The sequence below is a fragment of the Nostoc sp. FACHB-133 genome (assembly GCF_014698055.1).
In the GTDB taxonomy this organism is placed as follows: Bacteria; Cyanobacteriota; Cyanobacteriia; order Cyanobacteriales; family Nostocaceae; genus Nostoc.
Window position 1 is genome coordinate 22122 of the sequence record NZ_JACJSH010000043.1, and the last position, 14329, is coordinate 36450.

Annotated in this window: 15 protein-coding genes; 9 read left to right on the top strand and 6 right to left on the bottom strand. The window is 42.1% G+C overall.

Going from position 1 to position 14329, the window contains the following annotated elements:
* Position 1: 1 nt before the first annotated feature.
* The 4 genes from H6G86_RS26890 (at position 2) to H6G86_RS26905 (ending at position 1295) form a co-directional block, all read left to right on the top strand.
* Positions 2-286, top strand: coding sequence for a DUF433 domain-containing protein (locus tag H6G86_RS26890; protein WP_190936875.1), 285 nt, complete (start codon positions 2-4; stop codon positions 284-286).
* Positions 274-525: a hypothetical protein gene (locus tag H6G86_RS26895; protein WP_190936876.1), complete on the top strand. Its 252-nt coding sequence runs from the start codon at positions 274-276 to the stop codon at positions 523-525. The genes H6G86_RS26890 and H6G86_RS26895 overlap by 13 nt, the downstream gene beginning before the upstream one ends.
* A 17-nt stretch (positions 526-542) precedes the next feature.
* Complete coding sequence (locus H6G86_RS26900) at positions 543-941, top strand: type II toxin-antitoxin system VapC family toxin (RefSeq protein WP_190936877.1); 399 nt, start codon at positions 543-545, stop codon at positions 939-941.
* A gap of 120 nt (positions 942-1061) precedes the next feature.
* Positions 1062-1295, top strand: a complete 234-nt coding sequence (locus H6G86_RS26905; RefSeq protein WP_190936878.1) for a DUF433 domain-containing protein — start codon at positions 1062-1064, stop codon at positions 1293-1295.
* Here the strand turns inward: H6G86_RS26905 and H6G86_RS26910 are convergent.
* On the bottom strand, positions 1263-1457 hold the full coding sequence (locus H6G86_RS26910; RefSeq protein ID WP_190936879.1) for a DUF433 domain-containing protein: 195 nt from the start codon (positions 1455-1457) through the stop codon (positions 1263-1265). The two genes, H6G86_RS26905 and H6G86_RS26910, sit on opposite strands and share 33 nt — an antisense overlap.
* A 248-nt stretch (positions 1458-1705) precedes the next feature.
* On the opposite strand from H6G86_RS26910, the gene H6G86_RS26915 reads away from it, so the two are divergent.
* The 3 genes from H6G86_RS26915 (at position 1706) to H6G86_RS26925 (ending at position 4149) form a co-directional block, all read left to right on the top strand.
* A complete protein-coding gene (locus H6G86_RS26915; RefSeq protein ID WP_190936880.1) occupies positions 1706-2680 on the top strand; it encodes a cysteine synthase A in 975 nt (324 codons plus the stop codon).
* Between the two features lie 135 nt (positions 2681-2815).
* Positions 2816-3148, top strand: coding sequence for a (2Fe-2S) ferredoxin domain-containing protein (locus H6G86_RS26920; protein WP_190936881.1), 333 nt, complete (start codon positions 2816-2818; stop codon positions 3146-3148).
* Positions 3149-3204: 56 nt separating this feature from the next.
* Positions 3205-4149 carry a DUF5331 domain-containing protein gene (locus H6G86_RS26925; protein WP_190936882.1) on the top strand — a complete coding sequence of 315 codons (945 nt, stop codon included), beginning with the start codon at positions 3205-3207 and terminating at the stop codon, positions 4147-4149.
* A gap of 5 nt (positions 4150-4154) precedes the next feature.
* Here H6G86_RS26925 and ygfZ read toward each other — a convergent pair whose 3' ends face one another.
* Both ygfZ and H6G86_RS26935 read right to left on the bottom strand, forming a co-directional pair.
* Positions 4155-5150, bottom strand: a complete 996-nt coding sequence (ygfZ, locus tag H6G86_RS26930; RefSeq protein ID WP_190936883.1) for a CAF17-like 4Fe-4S cluster assembly/insertion protein YgfZ — start codon at positions 5148-5150, stop codon at positions 4155-4157.
* Positions 5151-5357: 207 nt separating this feature from the next.
* On the bottom strand, positions 5358-6941 hold the full coding sequence (locus tag H6G86_RS26935; protein ID WP_190936884.1) for an aminotransferase-like domain-containing protein: 1584 nt from the start codon (positions 6939-6941) through the stop codon (positions 5358-5360).
* A 153-nt stretch (positions 6942-7094) separates the two neighbouring features.
* Between H6G86_RS26935 and H6G86_RS26940 the strand changes: the two genes are divergently transcribed.
* The gene (locus H6G86_RS26940) at positions 7095-7310 is read left to right on the top strand and encodes a hypothetical protein (protein ID WP_190936885.1); all 216 of its coding nucleotides are present in this window, start codon (positions 7095-7097) and stop codon (positions 7308-7310) included.
* Between the two features lie 322 nt (positions 7311-7632).
* Here H6G86_RS26940 and H6G86_RS26945 read toward each other — a convergent pair whose 3' ends face one another.
* Positions 7633-9219, bottom strand: coding sequence for a hydantoinase B/oxoprolinase family protein (locus tag H6G86_RS26945; protein ID WP_190936886.1), 1587 nt, complete (start codon positions 9217-9219; stop codon positions 7633-7635).
* A gap of 54 nt (positions 9220-9273) precedes the next feature.
* On the opposite strand from H6G86_RS26945, the gene H6G86_RS26950 reads away from it, so the two are divergent.
* Complete coding sequence (locus tag H6G86_RS26950) at positions 9274-9756, top strand: GNAT family N-acetyltransferase (RefSeq protein ID WP_190936887.1); 483 nt, start codon at positions 9274-9276, stop codon at positions 9754-9756.
* A gap of 5 nt (positions 9757-9761) precedes the next feature.
* Here H6G86_RS26950 and H6G86_RS26955 read toward each other — a convergent pair whose 3' ends face one another.
* A complete protein-coding gene (locus H6G86_RS26955; protein ID WP_190936888.1) occupies positions 9762-11852 on the bottom strand; it encodes a hydantoinase/oxoprolinase family protein in 2091 nt (696 codons plus the stop codon).
* Between the two features lie 59 nt (positions 11853-11911).
* Positions 11912-14227 carry a COR domain-containing protein gene (locus H6G86_RS26960; RefSeq protein WP_313931462.1) on the bottom strand — a complete coding sequence of 772 codons (2316 nt, stop codon included), beginning with the start codon at positions 14225-14227 and terminating at the stop codon, positions 11912-11914.
* Between the last annotated feature and the right edge of the window lie 102 nt (positions 14228-14329).

A 14329-nucleotide genomic window follows, 5' to 3' on the forward strand; every position in this document is an offset into this window, starting at 1 on the left:
TATGGAATCTCAACTAATACAGATTTCTCCCGACATCCTTTCTGGTACACCCGTTTTCTATGGAACTCGCGTACCAGTACAAACATTGATTGATTATCTCAAAGCAGGCGAGAGTGCTTCGCACACGCTTCGTGAACGCCTTGACGACTTTCTAGAAGATTTTCCCACTGTGAGCCATGCACAGACAACAGCGTTTCTCAAGCTAGCCCTGAAAGCTGAAGGAAAATGCGATCGCGCTACTCTTAAATTAGTTGCTGACAATATAACCAGCTTATGCAATCCCTAAATATTACACTGCCAGATGCGATCGCTAATGCTCTCAGTGCTTACATCGGCGATCAAGAAGTTTCCTTACCTGCTAACGCTATCGTAGAAAATGCCCTCGAAGAATTCCTCAGCCAACGTGGTTATTTACCTCCACAAAAGCAAGGTTTACGCCTTACTCCTGCACCCAAGGGAAGCGGATTTAAAGATACGTCAGTAAATCACGATAAAATTCTAGCTGAACAAACGTTTTTGCAGTAATTGCCACCAAACACACCTTGAGAGCCGTAATTGCTGACACTGGGCCTTTATATGCTGCTGTAGATATAGACGACCAATATCATGAGCGCTCCCAAGCCGAACTACAACGTATAAATACAGAAAATTTAATAATCTTAGTTCCCTTTCCTGTTTACCTGGAAACATATAATCTTTTGCTATATCGTCTCGGAACTGAACAAGCGATTAACTTTGCTAGACAATGTATAGGAGCAGTTCATTTCGTCAATCCTTCACAGGAACAATATATGGCAGCAGTTGAAAAAGCTGCAAGTTTTCCAGATCAACGGATTACCGTCTGCGATGCTGTCACTGCCGTTTTGTCAGAAGAAATGAAGCTACCAGTGTGGACGTATGACTTTCATTTTGATCTGATGCTGGCTCAGGTATGGCGGTAAACAACTATGATTATTGTTGGATTGCTCAGAGACGAAATGCGATCGCGCTAATCTTAAATTAGTTGCTGGCAATATAACCAGCTTAATGAAATCCTTAAATATCACACTGCCAGATGCGATATGGAACCTCAACTAATACAGAGTTCTCCTGAAATTCTTTCTGGTACACCCGTTTTCTATGGAACTCGCGTACCAGTACAAACATTGATTGATTATCTCAAAGCAGGCGAGAGTGCTTCGCACACGCTTCGCGAACGCCTTGACGACTTTCTAGAAGATTTTCCCACTGTGAGCAGCGTACAGACAACAGCGTTTCTCGAATCACTCTGCTGTAAAAACAAATACCGCCCTTAATGCTTCTAAGGTAAGAGTTGGATAGTTTTCTAGCACTTGTTGTTCTGTCCATCCCGCAGCAAATAAACCCAATAAGAACTCTACAGATAAACGAGTTCTTTTGACAGTCGGCTTACCCAGCAGAATTTTAGGATCTGAATGAATGTACTGTTGCCAGCCCATAGTTTATACTCCGACTAAGCTACAGCTATTGTTGCACAGTATGATTTTTGTTGAGTTGCTGAAGGGAAATGCGATCGCGTTAATCTTAAATTAATTGGCGACAATATAACCAGTTTATGCAATCCCTAAATATCACACTGCCAGATGCGATCGCTTAGGTAACTATGATTATTATTGGATTGCTGAGTAGGGAAATGCGATCGCTATAAGCCAAAATTTTTATAGATACTCACACAGGTATAGTCAAAATGGATATTAAAAATGGCTTCGTCGGCGCTGTTGGCAACACACCCCTGATTCGCTTAAACAGCTTCAGTGAAGAAACAGGGTGTGAAATTCTCGCAAAAGCTGAATTTCTCAATCCTGGTGGTTCCGTCAAAGACCGCGCCGCACTTTACATCATCGAAGATGCAGAAAAAAAAGGTTTACTCAAACCTGGTGGTACTGTTGTAGAAGGAACTGCTGGTAATACTGGCATTGGATTGGCGCATATTTGCAACGCCAAAGGCTACAAATGCCTAATTATTATTCCCGATACCCAATCACAAGAAAAAATAGACGCACTGATCGCATTAGGCGCAGAAGTCCGTCGTGTTCCTGCCGTACCCTACAAAGACCCAAATAACTACGTCAAGCTATCAGGCAGAGTCGCTGCTGAGTTGGAAAATGCTATTTGGGCGAATCAGTTTGATAACCTAGCCAACCGCCACGCCCACTACGAAACCACAGGGCCAGAAATTTGGAAACAGACAGATGGTAAAATAGATGCATGGACAGCTGCAACTGGTACTGGTGGTACTTATGCTGGTGTGACGTTGTACTTAAAAGAACAAAATCCAGCAGTTAAATGCGTTGTTGCCGATCCACTGGGTAGCGCACTTTATAGCTATGTCAAAACCGGCGAAATCAATATAGAAGGAAATTCCATCACCGAAGGTATCGGAAATGGTCGTGTCACAGCCAATATGGAAGGCGCACCTGCTGATGATGCCATCCAAATCGATGACAAAGAAGCTTTACGGGTAGTTTACCAACTGCTGAGAAAAGATGGGCTGTTAATGGGCGGCTCAACAGGTATTAATGTTGGCGCAGCTGTTGCCCTAGCAAAGCAGTTAGGGCCAGGACATACCATTGTCACCATCTTGTGTGATAGTGGTTCCCGGTATCAGTCGCGGATATTCAACCCTGAATGGCTAGCCTCCAAAGGACTTTCAATAGATTAGTCATTAGTCATTAGTCATTAGTCATTAGTCATTGGTCATTAGTCATTAGCAAAGGGCAACTGACAAAGGACAACTGACGAATGACAAATGACATAGACGCGCCAGCGGCTTCCCGTAGGGTAGGACAAAAGACAAATGACCAACATAACTCAACCATCAAACTTTCCGACAATAGACCAACCTTCTTCTCCTAAGTGTGTGCGGGTTTGTCAAAATCGCACCTGCAAAAAGCAAGGTGCAGCCAAGGTATTAGCAGCTTTTACAGCTTTGCCAATTCCTGATGTAACAGTAACGGCTAGCAGCTGTTTGGGGCAATGTGGCAATGGGCCAATGGTGCTGGTATTACCCGATATGGTCTGGTATAGCGGTGTTAGACCCGATGAAGTATCTCTACTAATAGAAAATCATTTGCTAGGTGGTCAAAGAGTCAAACAGATGCTCTATTATCGGTTTCATCCCCAGAAATAAAGCTAAATATTTCAATATCAGGGTCTGTAATCTTGTTGACTGAAGCGAGGCATCCAATGAATATCCAACAGCTGCGTCAATCCTTAAAGCAAAAATGGCTTATTTACTACAAGCAAAATATTACCTGGCTGGTCAGAATGCGAATTTGGGGCACTTACGATGGTTTGCGCCGTCCTTTGTCCGGTTTTATTTTGGCAACACTGTCTGTTTTAGAACCCCAGTTTGATGAAATACTTGCTTTTATGCTGGATCTGAATAACGATCCAGATAAAATAGTCGCCGCTTTAGGTCTTAACTTCAATCCTGATGAAGAGTTAGGTTTAATAAAATCAGACCATTCTATGGCTACGAGCCAAGTTGAAAGTGAGTTGCCAGATGAGAAGCATTATGAGGATAAACATCTGTCATCAGCTGTAACTGCCAGCAAGATTGCGCTTCATTCTCTTGCCAAGACTTTAGACTCCAACTTGTCACAGACTGATGCACTTGTGCCATCCTTTACGGCTACTGCTGAGGTAGTTCGCACACGCAAACCTGAGTTAGCTGTTGCATTTGCTACTAAAATCGCTCCAGATACTCCGGTTAAAACGCCAAATTCTGGTTTTCTAAGCGAATATCAACCACTACGTAGCTACTTTGCAACTTCTCGTCAGACATCACTCCTTGAACGCCTCCCTTCAGAAATGACCAGTGAGGTTAACAGCAAAGCCAAAACTATGCCATCTGTGGCATTAGCTACCGAGGTTAAAAGCAACGCGCCATCTGTCCGAATCCCTGTAGGCGCATTGCTGGCAATTACTACTGAGATTAACAGTAATGGTAAACCAGTGCGATCGCTAGCAATTACTACTGAGGTTAAAAGTAACGGCAAGCAACCGAATATTCAACCACAAGATGTTAAAAGCAAAGTGATACCAACCACTAATGCCCGTAGTTTAGCTTCTTGGGTAGATGAATTTTGTTACGGCACTAGGAATAAAGAAGAAGATATTTTGACTTGAATTACTTATGGGTACTCGTGAGAAACAAAGGGGATTTCTATGACTTCACCCTCAGTTTCTCCCACTTTGACTTTTAAACCTACGCCACCAGCTTTGGTGCGAATGTAACCTAGTCCAAAATAACCATCACCCGTTTCTGTGTAACTGGTAAGTTTGCCGACCTTTTCATCTCCCACTGCGATCGCACTTCCAACTGATGCAGGGGCACTGAGGCGGATACCCAAAAGGTGTTGTTTTACACCTTTATATGTATTTAACCGAGCAATGGTTTCTTGGCCAATATAGCAACCTTTAGTAAAAGAAATTGTCTGCCACAAACCAACTTCCAGAGGATTGTAATCATCTGTGAGTTCAGCATCTGGGGCAGGACGACCTTGTAGGATTCGCAAAGCATCCCAAGCGCGATCGCTCATCTCTACCGCCCCAGCTTCTAACAATTTGTTCCACACTGTTGCTTTGTCAGTATAAGGGAAAGTGAAGGTGTAGCCAGGAGCAGCTAACCCACTACCCACAGCAATTCGCACTCCCTCAGCCGGAGCGATCGTGTATACTTGGTGATTACCGTAAGGTTGGCCAATGAGTTCGCCAATACCCAATTTTTCTAAAACAGCGTCGCTTCCTGGGCCAATGAGGCTGAAGGTGTTGGTGTATTCTGTGATATCGGATAATTCCACCTTGTCGGCATAGAAAATATATTTATCCAGCCATTCCATGAGATATTGGCGGCGGTTGGGTGAAACTAGCAGGATTACCGCATCTTCTCTAACGTAGGCGGTTGCTAAATCAATTGTTCTCGCTGTAGAAGTGACGAAAACCGTATCACAACCTTGTCCTGGCTTGAGTATTTGGAAATTGTTAGTACTTTGGTTGTGTAAGAAAGTAAGGCGATCGTCGCCAGCTACTTTGATACGTCCCCAGGCGGTGCGATCGCATATTGCAACCCCAACTTTGGCAGCTTGGATTGCTGCTGCGTCTTTATCGTCAAGTGTAGATGTTGGCATGGTGATGAGAAGTTGCCCTGTTTTAATGTTGTTGCACTGGAAATCTTAGCAAATAAGCGTTTCCGGCTTCAATGGCGAAGGGATGAAAGGAATTATGGTGATAGCGATCGTTTAAATTACAGAAAGTACCTCTTCAGGCATTTATTCATTTGCTGCCGAAGTTAATTGATTCTGCTCCAGAATGGCCAAGAATTATCCATGCATAACCTATGAACTGTAAACCAGAGGTTGATAATTAGATATACGGTGTTTGACAACAAGCCGCTCTGTATCTACACATCCTCTAGAAATATACTTTTTCAGCAACTTACCCACAATCGAAATACCTTGCTCAATTTCCTCTGGCGAGAGACAAAAAGTTAGACGCATCGCCGGATAACCTTGCTTATTGGGGAAAAATGCCGAACCGCACGCCAGGTAGACATTTTCTGCAAAAGCTTCGTTACGAATTGTCCCAATCGGAATATCATCTGGTAACTGTACCCAGAGAAATAATCCTCCCGTGGGAACTGTCCACCGGATTTCTTCAGGGAAATAACGCTCCAAAGCTTGCAGCATGATATTACGACTTTGCAGATTATCTGTGCGAAGTCGGCTGAGGTGACGGCGGTAATGTCCTGAAGCGAGATATTCGCTAACTATTGTTTGCGAAATACTGGATGTGTGCAAGTCATGGAGCAACTTCTGCTCAATAATTGCTTGATAATGCTTACCTGTAACTACCATATAGCCAACTCGTAAACCAGGCATTAAAGTTTTAGAAAAGGTGCTTAAATAAGTCACCAAATTATTTTTATCTAAAGCTTTAATTGGCGCTGGCACAGCATCAAAATTTATTCCTTCATAAGCATTATCTTCCAAAATAGGGCATTCATATTTTTCTGCTAATGCTAGTAATTGTTGACGATGATTTTGTGTTGTCGTCAATCCTGTTGGATTATGAAAAGTACTAATTGTATAAATTAATTTCGGGCGGTGGCTGCGGAGATATTGCTCTAATAAATCTAAATTCATTCCCTCCGCAGTCATGGGAATACCAATAATCTTGGCTCCTAAGTTTTCTAAGATAGAAATTGCACCATAATAAGTGGGAGCTTCCACAATCACCCAATCACCAGGTTGTACATAATAATTCATCGCTAATGACAACCCTTGCTGAGAGCCATTAGTAATAATTAAATCTTCTGGAAAAACCTCTAATCCTTGATGTACTAACATCTGAGCAATTTGTCTACACAGAGTTAGTTGTCCTTGCGGCATCTCATGAGGAAAGAAAATATCAGCATCATCTTGTCTTAATGCTCGTCTAGCAATGAGGTTAATATCTTTTGGTGGACGAGGATAACCGTAGCCAAAATTAATTATTCCTGGCTGTGTCTGTGCTTGCACCAGTGGAGTATACATATCATAAAAAGAACACTTTCCTGGTTTTGTAATTATGACATTTTGGGCTGGAGCAAATTTAGATTCTAGGTTAGTGCTTTTAAGAGGAATGCTACTGACAAAATATCCTGAACCTTGACGAGCAGAAACAATCCCATCTGCTTCTAAAACGTTATATGCTTCAATAACCGTGAGTTTATTAACTTGTAAGCTTTCTGCTAGAGAGCGAATAGAAGGGAGGCGATCGCCACTTTTGAGTGCGCCAGATTTAATCAGATGACTGATGCGATCGCGGATCTGTAAATAAATCGGTTTAGGTGATTGCCGTTCTAATAAAATGTTCATTTTGGCGCACTCGTCAATGACTAAATAATCATCAATACTGGCAATATAAACTATTTCTACCAACTTTACCTAGTACAGTTGAGAGTTTTTTTACTATACCAGTTGTAATGCGCCTTAACTGTACTAGATCAAATTGTCCAAAACTGTACCTTCTCAGTTGAAAAGTATTACGTGAAAGTAAAAGTAATAGTTCACTGTTTATCAGGTGCTTTCACTATGAATAAATTTAATGTTTTGTTAAATTTACAAAAATATTGGCAAAATTTTGTCATCTGGATGGCTAGTAGTTCTGACCTCCAAGTGTGGCACGAATCTGACTGGCGTGGTAACGTTTCTTCTTGGCACGCCTACGATCCGATGACAGGACGCTCTGCCTGTTTTGGTTCTGAAGAAGAAATGCGAATTTGGATTGACAAGTGTTATTACAGATAAAATCTTTTGTCAATCAATATCACAAATAGACACTTCGGAACAATCGGTGAAATTTATTGATAGCTTTTAAAATCAGCGTAAATCATTGGTACTAGTGGTCTGTTCCATTAATTCTGATAGGTGAATCAGTTTTAAATTTCTCTTCTTTCCTTCTTCCTTTGCGTTCTTTGCGTCCTTTGCGGTTCGTTCTCTTATCCCTCAAATTTAATGGGACAGACCACTAGTTTTGAGGGTTTGTAGTAAGCACTTTAGTGCTTGAAAAATAAGAACTTAAGTCCTTGCTACGAACTCACTTACCCATAAATTTAAACTTGACAGACCACTAGGAGACTTTACAAAATCCTCCTCCGCCAGGAGTTTCTATCACAAAAACATCCCCAGGTTTCATCTCTACTGTTGCTGTACTGTCTAAATTTTCTTCAATTCCATTCTGACGTTGTATCCAGTTGCGTCCAACAATTCCGGCTTCCCCACCATTTAATCCAAAGGGAGGAATAACTCGATGTCCAGAAAGAATATTAGCTGTCATAGGTTCTAAAAAACGGATGCGGCGGACAACTCCATTACCACCGGAATATTGCCCTTTACCACCGCTATCGGGACGAAGACTAAAGCTTTCTAAAAGTACAGGATAACGGGTTTCTAAAACTTCTGGATCGGTCAAACGGGAATTAGTCATGTGAGAATGAACACCATCAGTTCCATCAAAATCAATTCCTGCTCCAGAGCCGCCGCAGATAGTTTCATAATATTGATATTGCTCATTACCAAAAGTAAAATTATTCATCGTTCCTTGAGAAGCAGCCATCACACCCAAAGCGCCATATAAAGCATCAACAATTGTTTGAGAAGTTTCTACATTACCCGCTACAACTGCTGCTGGATAGGTTGGATTCAGCATACAGCCGACTGGGATAATAATTTCTAGAGGATTAAGACACCCGGCATTCAGAGGAATATTATCATCAACCAAAGTCCGAAAGACATACAATACTGCTGCTTGAGTTACAGCTTTCGGAGCATTGAAATTACTATTTAGTTGCTCAGAAGTTCCAGTAAAATCAATAGTAGCACTGCGCCTTTCTTGATGAATTGTCACTTTTACCTTAATTCTTGCCCCATTATCCATCTCATAACTAAATGAGCCATCCTTGAGAAGATTGATAGCCTTCCTGACTGACTCCTCAGCATTAGCTTGCACAAACTTCATATAAGCTTGAACAGTTTCAATTCCATATTGTGAAACCATTTTATAAAGTTCTTGTCCTCCTCGTTCATTTGCGGCAATTTGTGCCTTAAAATCAGCAATGTTTTGGTCAGGATTACGAGCAGGATAAATATGATTTGAAAGATGCTGTCTTACTGCGGCTTCTCGGAAACAGCCATCTTCAACCAAGAGAAAATTATCAAAAAGAATTCCTTCTTCTTCTACTGTGGTGCTGTGAGGAGGCATTGAACCAGGGGTAATTCCACCGATATCTGCTTGGTGTCCACGAGAAGCAACAAAAAATAGGGGCAGGGGGCATTGGGCATGGGGCATTGGGCATGGATTATTTTCACTACTTTCCAAAAAAACAGGGGTAATTGCAGTGACATCAGGAAGGTGGGTTCCGCCGTTATAAGGGTTATTAGATAGATAGACATTTCCTGGTTTTAGGGTGTCGCCTTTATCGTTAATTAAACTGCGAACACTTTCGCTCATAGAACCTAAATGTACGGGAATATGAGGGGCATTTGCTACTAATAATCCCGATGAGTCAAAAATAGCACAGGAAAAATCTAACCTTTCTTTGATATTCACAGACGTTGCTGTATTTTGGAGAACAATTCCCATTTGTTCGGCGATAAATTGATAGAGATTTTTGAATATTTCTAAGCGGACTGGATCTGGTTGCGTTGTTGTGTACATGTTTGATTCCTATTTTTTGCTAAAATTATCTACTAAAGTGATTAAAGTAGTTTAATGAAGATTCGGCCTGCTACACCTGATGACGTATTACTAATTTTTTCCTTTATCCAAAAAAAGTCTGAGTTTGATAGAAATATTGGTGCTTATTCTGGTGTACTTCAAGTTACTGAGGAGAAAATACGTAAAACGATTTTTGGAACAGTACCTTTTTCTTACATTTTATTTGCAGAAACCTCAGAGTGTGTGGTTGGGTTTGCTTTATATGGATTCAGATACTCATCTTTTGTAGGGCAACCGAGTATCTGGCTTGATGATTTGTATGTAGACGAAGGTATGAGAAGTCAGGGAGCAGGAACCGCGTTAATGAGTTATTTAGCTCAAGTTGCAAAGGACAATGACTGCACCCATCTTGCCTGGAATGCTGATGTTCGCAACAGTCGCGGACTTAGTTTTTATGATAGGCTAGGTGCAAAAGTTACGGAACGGAAAGGAAATCGTTGTTTTTTAACTTGGACACCACAAACACTTGTTATATAAGCAGTTTATAGACGCTGTAGAATTAAATGATTACATTCAGTTAATCTTGCTTGCCAGTTAGGTTCCACTACAATTGTGCTAATTTTTTCAACAACTATCGCAGGCCCATTAATACTATCTTCTGGTTGTAAATTTTCCCGTCGGTAAACAGGCGTATCATACCATTTATCAGCAGTAAACATCCTTACTATCTCAACTGCTTCGGGGGCTTCAACTATAGAACGTGTACGAGTAATTAAGGGTTCTTCGGGAGTCTCCATTTTCTGAATTACTTCTACTGAGGCTGATTCAACAATTAAAGTTTTCTCTAATTGAATGAAACCATAGCGGGATTTATGTTCCTCCTCAAATTCTTGCCGCATTAGTAACACATCATCGGCAAAGTTAACGGTTAAAGTAGAGTTAGTTCCTTCATATTTTAAGTTTATTTTTTGGACTATTTCTGTTTGAGTATTAACTTCATTTATTTCAGTTCTAGCTTGAGTTTCTAAATATTTCATTAACTGGTGTAATTTAGGAATTAATGCTTGGGTTAAAGCCTGTTCTATTCCTACTTCTCTAATCGCCCGGACATCAGCTAATCCCATTCCATAAGCAGAAAGAACACCAGCATAAGGATGAAGAAATATCTTTTTCATTCCCAAAGTATCGGCAATTAAACAAGCAACTTGTCCGCCTGCGCCGCCAAAACAACAAAGCACATATTGGCTGACATCATAACCTCGTTGCAGACTTATTTTTTTAATTGCGTTCGCCATATTTTCCACTGCGATCGCAATAAATCCAGCCGCTACTTGTTCGGGAGTACAATAATTTAATGTGGCAGCTTGAATATCTTGGGCTAATTGGGTAAATTGCTGAATGACAGTATCTTTATCTAAAGGTAAATTGCCATCAATTCCAAAAACTGAGGGAAAATATTGTGGGTGAATTTTGCCTAACATCACATTGGCATCAGTAACCGCTAATGGCCCCCCGCATCGATAACAAGCAGGCCCAGGATTTGAACCAGCAGATTGAGGGCCAACACGATAACTAGAACCATCAAAATAGAGAATTGAACCGCCTCCAGCCGCAATGGTATTAATTGCTAATACGGGAACTCGCATCCGCGCCCCAGCAATTTCTGAATCTAATTGTCGTTCATACTCTCCTTTAAAGTGGGCGACATCTGTACTTGTCCCTCCCATATCAAAGGTGATAACTAACTCAAAACCTGCTCTTTTACTAGTTTGAACTGCGCCGACAATACCACCAGCCGGGCCACTCAAAATACTATCTTTGCCTTGAAATTGTTCGGCTGCAACTAAACCGCCGTCAGATTTCATAAACATCAATTTTACTCCAGGTAACTGACTCGCTATTTGGTTGACATAGCGACGTAGAATAGGAGTTAAATAAGCATCAACTACTGTTGTATCTCCTCGGCTGACTAATTTCATTAACGGACTAACTTGATGAGATATAGATATTTGTGTAAAGCCGATTTCTTGCGCGATTTTGGCGATTTGTTGTTCGTGTTCAGGATAGCGATCGCTGTGCATAAAAACAATCGCACAACTCCGAATCCCTGTTTTGTAAACTACTTGTAAGTCATTTTTTGCTTGCTCAATATTTACAGGTATTAATTCATTCCCATGAGCATCATAACGCTCGTCAATCTCAATCACCTGCTCATAAAGCATGGTTGGTAAAACGATATGACGGGCAAAGATATTAGGACGGTTTTGGTAGCCAATTCGTAGTGCATCTTTAAATCCTTTGGTGATCAGAAGAACGACGCGATCGCCTTTTCTTTCTAACAGCGCATTTGTTGCTACTGTTGTCCCCATTTTTACAACTTCTATCGCTTCAGTGGGAATAGGTTCGTTGCTAACAATACCCATGATATCTCGAATACCTTGGATGGCTGCATCTTGATATTGTTCGGGATTTTCTGAAAGTAGTTTGTAGACTATAATCCATTGCCCTTTAGGTAGGGAAACAATTAAAAAACGTTCAGGATATCTTGATAGTCCGTCTATAATTGCCTGATTATTAGTAACAGCAACAATATCTGTGAATGTACCACCGCGATCGGCAAAAACTTTTAACATTATTCTGTTTCCTGTATAATCATGAAAAATTAGGAAATAGCTTTAATATCCCTTGTCAATTAATATTCATCTATAAATTGAGGATGAACCCAAAGAAATTCACGGCGTTTGTTTTGCACCCGCACTAGACCACCAAAACTAGGATCTTTCTCTTTTAATAAGGCGTGTAATTCTCGCAAAATTGAGCCTTGAGCGCGGATTGCATCGCCTTCCAAGAAGGAAGCATCGCTCTTGGACTTTCCAGCCAAAGCCATATCACTTCCCTTCAAAGTAGACTCGATGCTTTTCTGTCCTAAATCGAGTTGTTCTTCAATGGCTTTGTAGGTAGTATCATCCAGTATAAATTTAGTTGCTGAACCTGCCACAGGTAAGACTAAGCTCAGGGTTCCGGTCAAAATTCTGAGATAGGGGACTGCCTTGGTGAACCACTCACGCGGTAAGTCTAATTCATAGACTCCCTTTTTCTTGTCGTTGAGATTTAAGGCTGGAAGTGGTTGACGTGCGTGTTCGCACCAAAGGGTGAGTTGAAACTTCGCACTAATCCATTTGGGGCGATCGAAAAATCCTGGTTCAATGGGCTTAAAGCTGAACAGGCGCGGCCCATCTTTCGCTTCATCGGTGAGCATCTGCATTAGTTCTGCAAACCGCTCGTCCGCTTGGCTCAAGATACGCTGATCGTTCTTATCCAACACCTGAAAGCCTGTTTGCAGTTGTGCGCCAAGGGTATATAGTTTGTCCTTCATCTCTCCAAACTCTTCAACAAGCATTTTCTCAATAGGTGTTTGCTGTGAGGTTGGTGCATTTCGCATTAACTCATCAATGTCTAGCCATTGATTACAACCAGAAATCATACAGGGAAATTTCGGCATACCCTGACGTTTACTGTCAATCAGTTTTTGTACTTCAAACAGTCCGTGTCCAGGTGTATTCATACCGCAAGGTGTAATACAAGGTACCATCTCGTTACATTGCAAACCTTTCCATGAATAAGGATTCTTGGGATTAAATAGCCATTTAATCTCTTCCGTGAGATAAGACAGGAACCGTTCTGGATAAGCTGCCCGCACTGTGATTTTTACATCAGTACCAACATACTCCAGCAATGCCCGACCGTTGTAGTCATTGTCAAGCATTAAGCCCCGTTGCCAGTGGATGCTGTCTTCGTAATTCGTCCGCCCCAGTGAGTATTTGTGCAACCGGACAATCAATTGATAAAATAACCCTTCTGCTACTGCAAACTGTCCGCGACTATCCACAATGCGGCAGATTTGTATCTGTTGCCTGTCTCCCGCTTCCGGTTTCTCTCCCCAATTGGGCAATGGCTCCGGGCGTGTGTCGGAAACAAGTTGAGCAATCAGGGTGGTATTGCTAGTTTCTGACGGATCGAATACCACTTTGTAGGATAGATCAAAGCGTTCCATCAGCCGCAGAAAGATTGGATGCAATTTTGAGGGGTAGCCTTCTTTGCCTGCAAATGGCGGATGGCTCCACAACTGGCTGAGATGCTCAAACTCCACCAAACCGTTGCGTCTACGTGTCATTCTATCATCTAGCACGAAGCTGATCGCTTTTGCCAGCCAGTCGGGTTTGAGGATGACGATATTGCGTAGTGTTGAGTCGTTATGATAATGGATGAAATGCCCTAGTGTATGGGAGATGCGAAGGAACAGTTCTGCTTGCTCCTCATCGATTCCCTGTTCAGTGCAGATGGCAATGACATCATTGTAGGGGAGATAGGCTTTGTCACTTGTCTGTAAGGTTTCCCGCACACGTTGCCACTTTGCAGGAACGGAACGCCCCATTTCGGGAAGAGATGCAGTGACACGAGCAATAGTATCTTTTAATTTTGCAAGACCAGCGCAATCCGTCGTATCCTGGTTGGGTTTGCTGTCTACATGGAAGAAATCGATTACTGTATCTTTGCCGAATTGATCCAAAATTTCTTGTCTGTCAATATCCGGTTGTCGCTGTCCGGGACCGCCGTGGGTTGCGACGACCAACACCTTTGCATCTGGTTCTCGATTTTTGATCAGCGTAATCCACTCTTTGACAAAGCCCTGCTGGGGGCCTTCCCGTGGTTTCCAGATCACGAGATACACGGCTGGCGCACTGAAAAACAACTGGTGCGTTGGTCGATAAACCCGTTGACCGCCAAAATCCCAACCATTCAACGTGATTTCTATGCCACTGTCAGGATCAGTGACAATTACAGGCTTAATCTCAATTCCGTGAGTCGTGGGGCGATCGTCCACCCATTCATCACCCCGCAATGACCCCAACAGACAACTTTTGCCCACTTCGCCCTCGCCAATCAGGATCAGCTTGGCTTCGTTCAGCATCACCTGTGCTTCTGTCTTTGCCCAAAGATACGCCATAACAGCGTCGAGTCCCTGCTCGTATGCCGCCGCTAGTTCAGGGTTCAAGGGGTTTTCGTCAAGATTAAGTTCAACTAACTGAGCAAGTTGAGTAAAACTGTG

Coding starts and splice junctions, on each gene's coding strand:
- H6G86_RS26890 (WP_190936875.1), top strand. CDS start 2: ATGGAATCTCAACTAATACAGATTTCTCCCGACATCCTTTCTGGTACA.
- H6G86_RS26895 (WP_190936876.1), top strand. CDS start 274: ATGCAATCCCTAAATATTACACTGCCAGATGCGATCGCTAATGCTCTC.
- H6G86_RS26905 (WP_190936878.1), top strand. CDS start 1,062: ATGGAACCTCAACTAATACAGAGTTCTCCTGAAATTCTTTCTGGTACA.
- H6G86_RS26910 (WP_190936879.1), bottom strand. CDS start 1,457: ATGGGCTGGCAACAGTACATTCATTCAGATCCTAAAATTCTGCTGGGT.
- H6G86_RS26915 (WP_190936880.1), top strand. CDS start 1,706: ATGGATATTAAAAATGGCTTCGTCGGCGCTGTTGGCAACACACCCCTG.
- H6G86_RS26920 (WP_190936881.1), top strand. CDS start 2,816: ATGACCAACATAACTCAACCATCAAACTTTCCGACAATAGACCAACCT.
- H6G86_RS26925 (WP_190936882.1), top strand. CDS start 3,205: ATGAATATCCAACAGCTGCGTCAATCCTTAAAGCAAAAATGGCTTATT.
- ygfZ (WP_190936883.1), bottom strand. CDS start 5,150: ATGCCAACATCTACACTTGACGATAAAGACGCAGCAGCAATCCAAGCT.
- H6G86_RS26940 (WP_190936885.1), top strand. CDS start 7,095: ATGAATAAATTTAATGTTTTGTTAAATTTACAAAAATATTGGCAAAAT.
- H6G86_RS26945 (WP_190936886.1), bottom strand. CDS start 9,219: ATGTACACAACAACGCAACCAGATCCAGTCCGCTTAGAAATATTCAAA.
- H6G86_RS26950 (WP_190936887.1), top strand. CDS start 9,274: ATGAAGATTCGGCCTGCTACACCTGATGACGTATTACTAATTTTTTCC.
- H6G86_RS26955 (WP_190936888.1), bottom strand. CDS start 11,852: ATGTTAAAAGTTTTTGCCGATCGCGGTGGTACATTCACAGATATTGTT.
- H6G86_RS26960 (WP_313931462.1), bottom strand. CDS start 14,227: ATGGCGTATCTTTGGGCAAAGACAGAAGCACAGGTGATGCTGAACGAA.